The following is a 12,482-nucleotide window of genomic DNA, read 5'->3' as shown; positions in this document are numbered from 1 at the left end:
ACGTTCCGCAGGGTTATCGATTCCGCATCGCCTTGATCCGTAAAAGAACTTTCAACTTATCCACAGCCGAATGCGATGCTTGTTAACTATTACTACGTATACATATACAAAGATTATAAAAACCAGAGAGCCACGCCCACAGCACGCCGCACAACCGCGCACCGGGCAAGCAAACCCTCAAACCAACGGCAAACAGATCTCCGTAATGAGATCAGCAGGCGCCGTATCCTTCGGGCTATTCAGATACTCCTCGAACACCGGCGCATCGGCGGCTTCTCGCCCGGATTGCACGAGCCACGTTCCGTACAGCCACTCATACGCCGCACGCATATCGCTATACGGTCCTTGATGTTGCAACACCGCGTACTCGCCCCCTTTCACATGCGCCACGGAAACCGGCGGACTCACCGTCACGGACGCCTGAACCGGATGCGGCAATAACACCCCGGCCTTAGAGCGCAACTCACTCTCCGCAACAACACCCGGATCGTCGTAGTAAACGCCGATCATCCGCATCTGCGCCGCGAGCAAATTATGTTTTGCCAGCCAGCCGAACAGCGCATCGAATGCTTTGCCTATCTGCATATACGGTCCAACGTGATCGACCGACAACACCTCCATCGGCTCTACGTGGCGAATCACTACTTCACGCAATGTCATTTGATCGTCTCCTGATAGCACCGGACGAAACCGGCTATGTGTGCCTTGCTTGCGATACTGCGCCGGCGGCATGCCGAACACAGCGCGAAACGTGCGGGAAAAAGACTGCAGACTGCTGTAGCCGGAGCGCTCGGCAATCTCCGCAATCGGCATCGACGCGTTAGCCAGATAACCCGCCGCGCGATGCAGCCGTAAACGCCGCACCGTGGTGGCGACCGTCTCGCCATACATTGCCTGATAAATCCGGTGCCAGTGATACGGCGACAGGCAGGCAATTTCCGCAAGACGATCAATGTCCAACGGCTCATCGAGATGATCGTAGATATGGTCGAGCACGCGGCCGAGCCGGGTTTCGTATCGAGCTCGATTACCGGCTTCATTCATGGCTGGGTCAACGTAAAGAATATCGAACAGATGCGGGCCAAAGTATCACGTCCGCGTTTACCAAATCCTGCGAAATTCGCCAGAATCCAGCGGTGAATACGCAGCGGAGTTAAGCGCCCACTAACACCGCACAGCCCCAGAACTTTGCCGAATTTCGATAACACCTCGAATAATGGCTCACTACTATCGGCTGAAACCTGTCCGCCCATGCCCCGCAAAGCCTTGCGGCGTCGAGCTGGCGGCACCATCAGGGAGCATCCGATGAATTCAGAGTCCAAAAGTCAGCACGTCGGCAAAGTCACGCATCACGAGTTGAAGCAGACGCTCGGCACGTGGCAACTGTGGGGCATCGCGGTCGGTCTCGTCATTTCCGGCGAGTATTTCGGCTGGAGCTATGGCTGGGCGAGCGCCGGCACGCTGGGCTTCGTCATCACGGCGATTTTCATCGCCGCCATGTATACGACGTTCATTTTCAGTTTCACCGAGCTCACCACGTCGATTCCGCATGCGGGCGGCCCGTTTGCCTACGCCCGTCACGCTTTCGGCCCGACTGGCGGCTACCTGGCCGGCGCGGCGACGCTCGTCGAATTCGTGTTCGCGCCCCCAGCGATCGCGCTCGCCATCGGCGCTTATCTGCACGTGCAGTTTCCGGGTCTCGAACCGAAACACGCGGCGATGGGCGCGTATCTCGTGTTCATGGCGCTGAATATCGTCGGCGTGCAGATCGCCGCGGCGTTCGAGTTGTGCGTGACGCTGCTCGCGATCTTCGAGTTGCTGGTTTTCATGGGCGTCGTGTCACCCGGTTTTCAATGGTCGAACTTCGCCAAGGGCGGCTGGTCCGGCGCCGACACCTTCAGCATGGGCTCCTTTCACGGCATGTTCGCGGCGATTCCGTTCGCGATCTGGTTCTTCCTCGCGATCGAAGGCGTGGCCATGGCCGCCGAAGAAGCCAAGAACCCGAAGCGCTCGATTCCGATTGCCTATGTCACCGGCATTCTGACGCTGGTGGTGCTTGCCATCGGCGTGATGGTTTTTGCCGGCGCGGCTGGCGACTGGACCAAGCTGTCGAACATCAACGATCCGCTGCCGCAGGCGATGAAATTCATCGTCGGTGAACATAGCGGCTGGATGCATATGCTGGTGTGGCTCGGCCTGTTCGGACTGGTGGCGTCGTTTCACGGCATCATCCTCGGCTATTCGCGGCAAATCTTCGCGCTGGCACGCGCAGGCTATCTGCCGGAGTGGCTCTCGAAGGTGCATCCGCGCTTCAAGACGCCGCATCGCGCGATCCTGGCGGGCGGCGTGGTGGGCATCGCGGCCATCTACAGCGACGAGCTGATCCAGTTCGGCGGCCAGACGCTGACCGCGAACATCGTGACGATGTCGGTATTTGGCGCTATCGTGATGTATATCATCAGCATGTTGTCGCTGTTCAAGCTGCGCCGCGCCGAGCCGAACATGGAGCGCCCGTTCCGCGCGCCGCTGTTTCCGTTCTTTCCGGCGTTTGCGCTGGTGGCCGCGGTCATTTGTCTGGCAACCATGGTCTACTTCAACTTTCTGGTGGCGATCGTGTTCGCAATCTTTCTCGCGCTGGGCTATGTCTACTTCCTGATGACGCGGCACCAACGCGAAGCCGCGCCAGCGGACGCCCTGCTCGAAGAATGACGGATCGAGCCGCTGCGCGGGCAGCGGCGATGGAGTCGTAAAGATGAGCTACACCGAGACGATCGGCAGCCGCACCTACCGCTTTGCCGATCTGAAGACCCTGATGGCGAAAGCCAGTCCGCAGCGTTCCGGCGATCAACTCGCGGGCGTCGCGGCGGCGAGCGAGGAAGAACGCGTCGCCGCCAAGATGGCGCTCGCGCAGTTGCCGCTGCGCACCTTCCTCAACGAAGCGCTGATCCCCTACGAAAGCGACGAAGTCACGCGCCTCGTGATCGACGATCATTCGCCGCAGGCATTCGCCGAGATCGCGCATCTCACGGTCGGCGATTTCCGCAACTGGCTGCTGAGCAGCACGACCGATGCCGAGGCGCTCACGCGTATCGCCGCGGGCCTCACGCCGGAGATGGTCGCGGCGGTATCCAAACTGATGCGCAATCAGGATCTGATCGCGGCGGCGCGCAAACGTCCGGTGATTACGCGCTTTCGCAATACGGTCGGTCTGCCTGGACACATGTCGGTGCGCTTGCAACCGAATCATCCGACCGACGACGTCAAAGGCATCGCCGCCTCGATGCTCGACGGCCTGATGTACGGTTGCGGCGACGCAATGATCGGCATCAATCCGGCCAGCGACAATCTCGCCGCGATCACCAGGCTGCTGCTGATGATCGACGACTTCCGCCAACGCTATCAGGTGCCGACGCAATCGTGCGTGCTGACCCACGTCACCAACACGATTGCCGCGATCGAAAAAGGCGCGCCGGTCGATCTGGTGTTTCAGTCGATCGCGGGTACGGAGAAAGCGAACGCGGGCTTCGGCATTTCGCTCGCGCTGCTGCAGGAAGCGTATGAAGCGGGCCTTTCGCTCAAACGCGGGACGGTCGGCAACAATCTGATGTACTTCGAAACCGGCCAGGGCAGCGCGTTGTCGGCGGATGCGCATTTCGGCGTGGATCAGCAGACTTGCGAAGTGCGCGCCTACGCAGTCGCGCGCAAGTTCAATCCGTTCCTCGTGAATACCGTGGTCGGTTTTATCGGACCGGAGTATCTGTACGACGGTAAACAGATCACGCGCGCCGGCCTCGAAGATCACTTCTGCGGCAAACTGCTCGGCGTGCCGATGGGTTGCGACATCTGCTACACGAACCATGCCGAAGCCGATCAGGACGACATGGACAATCTGCTCACGCTGCTCGGCGTAGCGGGCATCAACTTCATCATGGGCATTCCCGGCGCGGACGACGTCATGCTCAACTACCAGAGCACGTCCTTCCACGACGCGCTTTACGTGCGCGAGGTGCTCGGCTTGCGCCGCGCGCCGGAGTTCGAAGAATGGCTGGAATCGATGCAGATCACCGACGCGCGCGGTGCGTTGCTGAGTGCCTCGACACAACAACCGCTGCTGGAAGGCGCGCCCGACTGGATGGGCATTGCATGAGCGACTTCCTCGAAAAGAATCCATGGAACGCGCTGCGGCAGTTCACCAATGCGCGCATCGCGCTGGGCCGTGCGGGTAATAGTCTGCCGACCGCGCCGCTGCTGGCGTTCAACCTGTCGCACGCGCAGGCGCGTGACGCTGTGCATCATCCGCTCGACACGGACGTGTTGCACGAGCAGTTGCGTGCGCAAAACTTCAAGACGCTCGACGTGCATAGCGCCGCGCCGGATCGCGAGCATTACTTGCGGCGTCCCGATCTCGGGCGACGTTTATCGGAAGACAGTCGTGCTGCCCTGGCGGCGGTCCCGAACGATTCGCCCGAGGTGGTCTTCGTCATCGGCGATGGTCTTTCGGCGTTCGCCGCATCGAAACAGGCGCTTCCTCTGCTGCAATCCGTCACGCCGCGTCTAGCGGATTGGAAGGTCGGTCCGGTCGTGGTCGCGCGTCAGGCGCGCGTCGCGTTGGGTGACGAGATCGGCGAGTTGCTCAATGCGAAGCTGGTGGTGATGCTGATCGGCGAGCGGCCCGGGTTGAGTTCGCCCGATAGCCTCGGCATTTATCTGACGTACGCGCCGAAAGTCGGCTGCAGCGACGCGCAGCGCAACTGTATTTCCAATGTACGCCCTGAAGGATTGGACTATCCGCTGGCCGCGCACAAACTGCACTATCTGCTGACGCACGCAAGGCGTTTGGGTCTCACCGGCGTCGGCCTGAAAGACGATAGCGACGCGCTGCTGGCAGAGACGCCAGCAACACCGTCGATCAGCGACGATTCAAACCCAAGCGCCGCATAGCAGATTGCAAATCGGATCAAGCATCGGCCCGCTGCACCGGATGCGTTTCCAGCCATGCGTTTTCGTCGTCCTCGAATAGACGGGAGCGCGTGAGGAAACGCAAACCGCTTGGCCGCTCCAGAGAAAACATTCCGCCATTGCCCGGCACCACGTCGATGATCAACTGCGTGTGCTGCCAGTATTCGAACTGCGATTCGCTCATGTAGAACGGCACGCTCGCAATCGTGCCGAGTTTCACATCGGACGAACCCACCATGAACTCGCTTTGCGGAAACATCATCGGTGCGCTGCCGTCGCAGCAGCCACCGGATTGATGAAACAGCACGGCTCCGTGCTCCGCGCGCAACTTGTCGATCAACTCGATAGCGGCCGGCGTTGCGATTACTCGGGCGACTTCCTTCTCATCAGCCATCACATGCCCTCGCGAAAAAAAAGAGCGAGCCGCACCACGCGGCCCGCTCGAACAGGAGCACGACGCTTAGAAGAAACCGAGCGGCTTGTCGCTATAGCTGACGAGCAGATTCTTGGTCTGCTGATAGTGGTCGAGCATCATCTTGTGATTCTCGCGGCCAATGCCGGACTGTTTGTAGCCGCCGAACGCCGCATGTGCCGGATAGGCGTGATAGCAGTTGGTCCATACGCGGCCCGCCTGAATCTGCCGGCCGAAGCGATAGGCACGCGTGCCGTCGCGCGTCCACACGCCCGCGCCGAGACCGTAGAGCGTATCGTTGGCGATTTCGAGCGCTTCTTCTTCGGTCTTGAACGTCGTGACCGACACCACCGGCCCGAAGATCTCTTCCTGGAAGATGCGCATCTTGTTGTTGCCGCGAAACACCGTCGGCTTCACGTAGTAGCCTTTGCTCAACTCACCGCCAAGCGTGTTGCGTTCGCCGCCAATCAGACACTCGGCGCCTTCCTGTTTGCCGAGATCCACATACGAGAGGATCTTTTCCAGTTGTTCCTGCGAGGCCTGCGCGCCGATCATAGTTTTGGTATCGAGCGGATGCCCTTGCGTAATCGCCGCGACGCGCTTCAAAGCACGTTCCATGAAGCGGTCGTAAATCTTTGGTTCGTCAGTAAAAAGTGTGGGTTGTCGGCGGCTCGGGCAAATTGCCAAGTGCATGATATAGCGCGATTTCCGTCGTTCGAAACGTCCGGAAGCCGTACGCTTTTCTCATGGTGACTTTGGCCTTGTTGTTCAAACCCTCGACGATTCCGCTGGAGAACTGCTTGCGCGCATGAAAGTAGTTGAGAATCAGTTCTCGATGGGCGCGCACGGTGCGTGCGAACTTCTTCATTGGTTCGATGCGTGAGCGCATGACCCGGGTGCACCACTGATCGAGGAACTTGCCTGCCCAGACAGGCGAGATGTAATCCCAGATCTGCTGGAACTCCTCCTTGAGAAGATAGGCGCGGACACTGCGCAGGTTGTAGTGCAGCAGATCGCGCAGGCGCAGTCGCTGATTGTCAGTAAGGTTCTCTGGCCGCTTGAGCAAACACCAGCGGGACTTCTTGAGGACTGGCTCATAGCCGTCGCGGGTCATGCGGCGAGCTTCCTCGGCGCGAACCTCGTCGATCGCCTTGTTCATTTTGGCAACGATGTGGAAGCGGTCGAGGATGTTCAGCGCGTTGGGGCAATGTAGTGCGATCATCTCGATGTAGGGCCGCCACATGTCCGAGCAGACGAACTCGACCTGCTCGCACAACCGTTTGCCGATCATGACGAAGAACTTTGCGAAGCTTTCCTTCGTGCGCTCCTGGCCAACCCAAAGCAGGCGCACGCAGCTGGCCTCGATCTGATAGACCAGCGTGAGATAATTGTGCCCTCGGCCATACTGGATTTCATCGACGCCCAAAGCGCGGATGGTGCCGAGTTCGCGATGGGCCAGCCCCCAGTCGACCACCCACTCCACCGCCTGGGCAACCTTCTCCCAACTGGTGCGAAAGCTTTGCGCTGTCTCTTTCCAGGAGAGCTTGCGTGCCCACTGCGCGAGAAACAGCATGTAGGCCTTGGTCAGCGTGTGCTTGCCGATGGCCCACGGCACCGTCTCGACCTTCACGCCGCACTCACGGCAGTCGACGCGGCGCATGGCGTACAGCAAAATCACCGCGAAGCCCCAGATCGGAATAAATTCGAAACTACGCGATGCGAGCGTGTCATAGCCGCTGCCAGGCCGGTTGCAACACGAACAGATCGGCTTCGAACCCTTGCGTGGCCGCACGTCGATCTCGATGGTTTTGGACTGCTCGCACAGTCGGGCACTTTCATAGACGAAGCCGGGAAAATGATGGCAGGCATTGAGCAGGCGGGTCAGCAACATGGTTAGCAAGCGCGCGGGAATCAGTAAAGACGCTATTGTTACCTCAGATCCGCACGCACTGGAGCGCTACGTCCCGGACTTGCAGAACTGGCCTGCCTCATGGCGCTTCGAGGACGAGGACATCCCATTCGGACAGGCGCTCGTGAAGGTCTTCACACCTTTCCTGCAACACCTGCTGACCCACGGCTATGCCCGCAAAACGTTGCACCGCCACCGCGATCACCTTTGGATGCTTGGTGGCCATCTCATCGAAGTCCGTCACGTCGATCCGGACTTAGCCGCCATGGATGCCCGCACACTGCTTCTCAATGAGATCCACGAGTTCGGTGGCCCGCTTTCGAGGCACCTCTCCGAGCACGAGCAGAACGCCTTTGACGCTACCTGCAAGAAACTCTATCGCTTCCTCTGTCCCTCATGAATCGCATCAAACCACCCACAGATTCCGCCGACGAGCCAAATCTTTTCATCGATCAACACGCGCGACGGACAGGTGCACACTTCGCCCTGATTCAGCGCAAACATCGCGAAGCCTTCGAGCGCCTTGTCGAAATAGCTGTCGTCCTCAGCCATCACGTCGGCGAAGAAAATATTCGGACTCTTGCCGCCGAGTTCGAGCGTGACAGGAATGATGTTCTGGCTTGCGTACTGCATGATCAGGCGGCCGGTCGTGGTTTCACCGGTAAACGCGATCTTGGCGATACGCTTGCTCGATGCCAGCGGTTTGCCGGCTTCGAGACCGAAGCCATTCACCACGTTCAGCACGCCCGCGGGCAGCAGGTCCTGAATCAGTTCGACCAGCACGAGAATCGAAGCGGGTGTTTGCTCGGCCGGCTTGAGCACCACGCAGTTGCCGGCGGCAAGCGCGGGCGCGAGCTTCCACACCGCCATCAGGATCGGGAAATTCCACGGAATGATCTGGCCCACCACGCCGAGCGGTTCATGAAAGTGATACGCCACGGTGTCGTGGTCGATCTCCGAGAGCGAGCCTTCCTGTGCACGCACGGCGCCGGCGAAATAGCGGAAGTGATCGATGGCGAGCGGAATGTCGGCGGCCATGGTTTCGCGCAGCGGCTTGCCGTTGTCGATCGTCTCGGCCACGGCGAGACGTTGCAGGTTCGCTTCCATCCGGTCGGCAATGCGGTTCAGGATATTCGCGCGATCGGTGGTCGAGGTCTTGCCCCACGCCGTTTTCGCACGATGCGCGGCGTCGAGTGCGAGTTCGATGTCGGCTTCGCGCGAACGCGGAATCGACGTAAACGGCTCGCCGGTGATCGGCGACACATTGTCGAAGTACTCGCCGCCGACGGGCTTCACCCATTCGCCGCCGATAAAGTTCGCATACTGCTTTTTGTACGGGAATTCGGTGGTCAGAAATTGCATCTCTGCATGATTCATCTGTGTGCTCCTCACATGTTGGAATGGGCTATATTCGGCGCGATATTTCGCTTGGCCGCGACAGGCTAGAGCCAGAAGCGTGCCAATGCACCGCGCTGGTGATGCGTGCACACGCGGCAGGCACTTGCGCACGGAACCGCGCGCAAAGTTGTTCCATCGGCGTCCAGCGAGCGTCACATTTCTGAGCAATGCGCGCCCTGCTGTTCATCCATTGAACAGTGGGCTGGGCAGGTGACGTACGATTCGGGTGGGCAGGGTGCCGGAGGCGTTCGGCATGGGAATTGCCTTTCCCTGTCACCCCTCTCTTCCGTTTGCGCAGATCCGGTATGACGATTCACACTTTCGGTGACAATCTGCCAGCTTCGACACTCACGCCGCAGCCGAGCTTCTGCGTGCAGACCCGGGTCGCCCATGATGCGGACGAGCAGGCGCGCAATCTTCATGGCTGGAGCCAGATCTACGACCAGCTGACGGCCGGGTGTTTTGTCGGCGGCCTGACGGAGTTGTGTCTCGACCACATGCAGGTGTTCGTCGAAACGACCAGCCATACGCTGCGGCAAACCTGCGAAGTGCAGAAGGACGCCTACTGGTTCGGCATTCCGACTTGCCCGGCGGGTTCGGGGCGCATCGACGCGCAGGTGATCGGCGGCGACGCGCTCGCGTTTCGTCCGGGCGGGATCGAATTCGAACTGCTGACGTCGGCGGGCTACGAGATTTTCGGCGTGGTGGTGAAAGGCGAAGTGCTGCGCCGCTACGCGGCGCAAGTGGAGCGCGTCGGTCTCGCCGACCCTGTGCCGAACACGCAGGCGGTGGCGCTCGGCATGGCGCGCAAGCAGCAGTTGTGCGCCACGCTGCGCCAGTTGCTCGACGACGGCGCGGCGCGCGGCACGCCGCTCTCTTCGGTGGCTCGCAACAATTTGCAGGCCTCGGTACTGGCTTCACTGTTCGACGTGGGCGCATTGCCCGTTTCGGAGCCGGTTGCGATGCCGGCGCGTCCGCGCCGTCAGTCGATCGTATCGGAAGCGCGCGACTATGTGCTGGTCAATCGCGACCGCGCGGTGAGCGTGCCGGAGTTGTGCGAGCAGTTGCATGTGAGCCGGCGCACGCTGCAGTACTGCTTTCAGGACGTGCTCGGCATGGCCCCCGCCACGTATCTGCGCGCGATTCGCCTGAATGGCGCGCGGCGCGATCTGTCGAATGCGTCGCGCGAATCACGCTCGGTGCAGGACGTCGCGGCGGCGTGGGGCTTCTGGCATTTGAGCCAGTTCGCGACCGATTACCGGAAGCTCTTCGGCATGCGGCCCTCGGAAACACTGAAGGCCGCGCTCGGCGCTCGCGACGATATGGCCGGCGCGGCGGACGCGATCGCGTCGGCGCACTGATCCGGCCGGGCGCAATCGCGGTACGCCGCGCCGCGCGTCAGGCCGCAAAGCTCGCGACAGCGTCACTTGCGCAATAGCCGCAACCCGTTCGCGACCACCAGCAGGCTCGCGCCCACATCGGCGAATACGGCCATCCACATCGTGCCGAGACCGATCACGGTCAACGCGAGGAACACGCTCTTGATACCCAAAGCGAGCGTGATGTTCTGCACCAGCACCGCATGCGTCGCCTTCGACAGCCGAATGAACGACGGAATCTTGCGGAGGTCGTCGTCCATCAACGCGACGTCGGCGGTCTCTATCGCCGTGTCGGTGCCCATCGCACCCATCGCGAAGCCGATGTCCGCGCGTGCCAGCGCGGGCGCATCGTTGATGCCGTCGCCGACCATGCCGACAGTCGCGCGCTCCTTGGACCACTGCGCGATCGCGTCGAGCTTGTCTGCCGGCAACTGATTGCCGCGCGCTTCGTCGATGCCGACCTGCTGCGCGATCGCGTCGGCGGTGTGCGGGTTGTCGCCGGTGAGCATCGCCGTGCTCACGCCGAGGCGATGCAAGTCGGCGATGGCGGCGCGGCTCGTCTCCTTCACCGTATCGGCGACCGCGAACAGGGCGAGCACGCGTTCAGCGTCCACCAGCATCACGACGGTTTTGCCCTGGCGTTCGAGCGCGTCGAGCCGTGCCTCGAGCGACGCCGAACAGCGTCCGAGTTCTTCAACGAGCCGGTGATTGCCGAGCCAGTACGGCAAGCCGTCGATCTCGCCGCGCACGCCGCGTCCCGCGAGCGCTTCGAAGGCGTCGACCGTCAGATGGGGCACGCCGTCGGCTTGCGCCGCCGCCGCGAGCGCCATCGATACGGGATGGTCGGAACGTCCCGCGAGGCTTGCCGCAAGCGTGCGGCAACGGACGGCGTCGACCTCGGCAAGTCGCTCGAACTCGGTTTGCACGGGCTTGCCGTGGGTGATCGTGCCGGTTTTGTCGAGCGCGAGCCGGGTCAGCTTGCGGCCCTGTTCGAGGTAGGCGCCGCCCTTGATCAGAATGCCTTTGCGGGCAGCGGCGGCCAGACCGCTGACAATGGTCACCGGCGTCGAGATCACGAGCGCGCACGGGCAGGCAATCACCAGCATCACCAGCGCCTTGTAGATCCATGCTTGCCACGATCCGTCGATGAGCAGCGGCGGCACGATGGCCACGGCGAGCGCGACGGCGAACACGATCGGCGTATACACGCGGGCGAACTGGTCGACGAAGCGTTGCGTCGGCGCCTTGGTGGCCTGGGCTTCTTCGACGGCATGGATGATGCGCGCGAGCGTGGTGTTGCTGGCGGCGGCGCTGACGCGGTAGTCGAACGAGCCGGCCTGATTGATCATGCCGGCGAACACCGCGTCGCCCTCTGCCTTGTCGACCGGCAGGCTTTCGCCGGTGATCAGCGCCTGATTCACACTCGAGCGGCCCGCCACGATTTCGCCGTCGAGCGCGATCCGCTCGCCCGGTTTCACGCGAACCACCGCACCGGGCGCAATCGCCTCGAGGTCGGTTGCGCGCCAGCTGCCATCGGGCTGCTGCACGCTGGCCTGAGCGGGCGTGAGCTGCATGAGGCCCTGGATCGCATTGCGGGCACGATCGAGCGACTTCGCCTCGATCAGTTCGGCGATGGTGAAGAGCACCATCACCATCGCGGCTTCCGGCCATTGCCGCAGGATCAGCGCGCCGGTCACCGCGATGCTCATCAGCGCGTTGATGTTCAGGTTGCCGTTGCGAATCGCAAGCCAGCCCTTCCTGTACGTCGTGAGGCCGCAGGAGAGGATGGCGAGGGTCGCCAGACCCGCTGGCAGCCAGGCAGGCGCATGAAGCCAGCTGGCGGCCTCTGAGCCGGCCGCAGCCACGCCGGCGAGCGCCAGCGGCCACCACGGCTTGGGCGGTGCGTGCGGAGCGGCGGTGGGCGCGGCGTGCGCAGCGGGGTCCGCCAGCTCCGGCGTGAAATCGAGCGAGCGAAGCGCGGCGAGGATCGATTCGAGCGCCTCGGGCGCGTGCACGACCGTCAAGACCCGCTGCATCAGGTTGAAGTCCATGCTGCGCACGTGCGGCATGCGGCTGAATTTCTTGCGGATCAGCGCTTCCTCGGTCGGGCAATCCATCTGCATGATGCGGATGGCGGTGCGCATGTCGCTGCCGACGGCTTCGGATCGGGGCAGCGGGAGCGGGGCGGACACGGTTGCCGCGGTCGCGCAACAAGCCGCGTCGGCGTGACTGTGAGCGTGGTCGTGGCCGTGGTCGTCCTTGGCGTGGTCGTGGTCGTGCTCGTGATGGCCGTGGCAGCAGCTCGCGTCCTGACCATGAGCCGGTTCATGCGCATGAGCATGGCCGTCGTGCCTGTCGGTACAGGCTTTCGCCGGTTGCGGGCGGTCGGCTTCGGCGGGGTTGGCGTGAGGCATGGTGGCTTCCT

The 12,482-nt window shown here is 61.9% G+C and carries 9 protein-coding genes and 2 pseudogenes; 5 read left to right on the top strand and 6 right to left on the bottom strand.

What is annotated here, in order from left to right; translation table 11 throughout:
* Positions 1-177: 177 nt before the first annotated feature.
* Positions 178-1,044 carry an AraC family transcriptional regulator gene (locus CJU94_RS05220; protein ID WP_095417807.1) on the bottom strand — a complete coding sequence of 289 codons (867 nt, stop codon included), beginning with the start codon at positions 1,042-1,044 and terminating at the stop codon, positions 178-180.
* A gap of 261 nt (positions 1,045-1,305) precedes the next feature.
* Between CJU94_RS05220 and eat the strand changes: the two genes are divergently transcribed.
* Genes eat through eutC form a run of 3 tightly spaced genes read left to right on the top strand, consistent with a single transcriptional unit; the run spans position 1,306 to position 4,941 of the window.
* Positions 1,306-2,709 (top strand): ethanolamine permease, encoded by a 1,404-nt coding sequence (gene eat, locus CJU94_RS05215; RefSeq protein ID WP_095417806.1) that lies wholly within the window; start codon positions 1,306-1,308, stop codon positions 2,707-2,709.
* A gap of 43 nt (positions 2,710-2,752) precedes the next feature.
* Complete coding sequence (locus CJU94_RS05210; protein WP_095417805.1) at positions 2,753-4,147, top strand: ethanolamine ammonia-lyase subunit EutB; 1,395 nt, start codon at positions 2,753-2,755, stop codon at positions 4,145-4,147.
* Positions 4,144-4,941 carry an ethanolamine ammonia-lyase subunit EutC gene (gene eutC / locus CJU94_RS05205; protein ID WP_095417804.1) on the top strand — a complete coding sequence of 266 codons (798 nt, stop codon included), beginning with the start codon at positions 4,144-4,146 and terminating at the stop codon, positions 4,939-4,941. Before CJU94_RS05210 ends, eutC begins: the two co-directional genes overlap by 4 nt.
* Before the next feature lie 16 nt (positions 4,942-4,957).
* Here the strand turns inward: eutC and CJU94_RS05200 are convergent, their stop codons facing one another.
* The 3 genes and pseudogenes from CJU94_RS05200 to CJU94_RS05190 all read right to left on the bottom strand — a co-directional run bounded on the left by CJU94_RS05200 (position 4,958) and on the right by CJU94_RS05190 (position 7,262).
* Positions 4,958-5,353: a DUF779 domain-containing protein gene (locus tag CJU94_RS05200; protein ID WP_095417803.1), complete on the bottom strand. Its 396-nt coding sequence runs from the start codon at positions 5,351-5,353 to the stop codon at positions 4,958-4,960.
* 66 nt (positions 5,354-5,419) lie between these two features.
* A pseudogene (gene adh, locus CJU94_RS05195) lies at positions 5,420-6,007 on the bottom strand (aldehyde dehydrogenase); the annotation flags it as partial.
* Positions 6,008-6,014: 7 nt separating this feature from the next.
* The gene (locus CJU94_RS05190; protein WP_095417046.1) at positions 6,015-7,262 is read right to left on the bottom strand and encodes an ISL3 family transposase; all 1,248 of its coding nucleotides are present in this window, start codon (positions 7,260-7,262) and stop codon (positions 6,015-6,017) included.
* On the opposite strand from CJU94_RS05190, the gene CJU94_RS05185 reads away from it, so the two are divergent.
* Positions 7,261-7,680 (top strand): hypothetical protein, encoded by a 420-nt coding sequence (locus CJU94_RS05185; protein ID WP_095417045.1) that lies wholly within the window; start codon positions 7,261-7,263, stop codon positions 7,678-7,680. The two genes, CJU94_RS05190 and CJU94_RS05185, sit on opposite strands and share 2 nt — an antisense overlap.
* Positions 7,681-7,715: 35 nt before the next feature.
* Here the strand turns inward: CJU94_RS05185 and adh (CJU94_RS05180) are convergent.
* Positions 7,716-8,657 (bottom strand): annotated as a pseudogene (adh, locus tag CJU94_RS05180) (aldehyde dehydrogenase); the annotation flags it as partial.
* Positions 8,658-8,983: 326 nt separating this feature from the next.
* Between adh (CJU94_RS05180) and CJU94_RS05175 the strand changes: the two are divergent.
* Positions 8,984-10,039 (top strand): helix-turn-helix domain-containing protein, encoded by a 1,056-nt coding sequence (locus tag CJU94_RS05175; protein ID WP_095417802.1) that lies wholly within the window; start codon positions 8,984-8,986, stop codon positions 10,037-10,039.
* 62 nt (positions 10,040-10,101) lie between these two features.
* Here CJU94_RS05175 and CJU94_RS05170 read toward each other — a convergent pair whose 3' ends face one another.
* Positions 10,102-12,471, bottom strand: a complete 2,370-nt coding sequence (locus CJU94_RS05170) for a heavy metal translocating P-type ATPase (protein WP_244220919.1) — start codon at positions 12,469-12,471, stop codon at positions 10,102-10,104.
* Positions 12,472-12,482 lie beyond the last annotated feature (11 nt).

Source organism: Paraburkholderia aromaticivorans (assembly GCF_002278075.1).
Classification (GTDB): Bacteria; Pseudomonadota; Gammaproteobacteria; order Burkholderiales; family Burkholderiaceae; genus Paraburkholderia; species Paraburkholderia aromaticivorans.
Note: the sequence above shows the minus strand (reverse complement) of the source record. Positions and strands in the feature narration are given on the sequence as shown.

Bases quoted from the DNA above. Each gene is read 5' to 3' on its own strand.
- eat (WP_095417806.1), top strand. From the start codon at position 1,306: ATGAATTCAGAGTCCAAAAGTCAGCACGTCGGCAAAGTCACGCATCAC.
- CJU94_RS05200 (WP_095417803.1), bottom strand. From the start codon at position 5,353: ATGGCTGATGAGAAGGAAGTCGCCCGAGTAATCGCAACGCCGGCCGCT.
- CJU94_RS05210 (WP_095417805.1), top strand. From the start codon at position 2,753: ATGAGCTACACCGAGACGATCGGCAGCCGCACCTACCGCTTTGCCGAT.
- CJU94_RS05190 (WP_095417046.1), bottom strand. From the start codon at position 7,262: ATGTTGCTGACCCGCCTGCTCAATGCCTGCCATCATTTTCCCGGCTTC.
- CJU94_RS05170 (WP_244220919.1), bottom strand. From the start codon at position 12,471: ATGCCTCACGCCAACCCCGCCGAAGCCGACCGCCCGCAACCGGCGAAA.
- CJU94_RS05175 (WP_095417802.1), top strand. From the start codon at position 8,984: ATGACGATTCACACTTTCGGTGACAATCTGCCAGCTTCGACACTCACG.
- eutC (WP_095417804.1), top strand. From the start codon at position 4,144: ATGAGCGACTTCCTCGAAAAGAATCCATGGAACGCGCTGCGGCAGTTC.
- CJU94_RS05185 (WP_095417045.1), top strand. From the start codon at position 7,261: ATGGTTAGCAAGCGCGCGGGAATCAGTAAAGACGCTATTGTTACCTCA.
- CJU94_RS05220 (WP_095417807.1), bottom strand. From the start codon at position 1,044: ATGAATGAAGCCGGTAATCGAGCTCGATACGAAACCCGGCTCGGCCGC.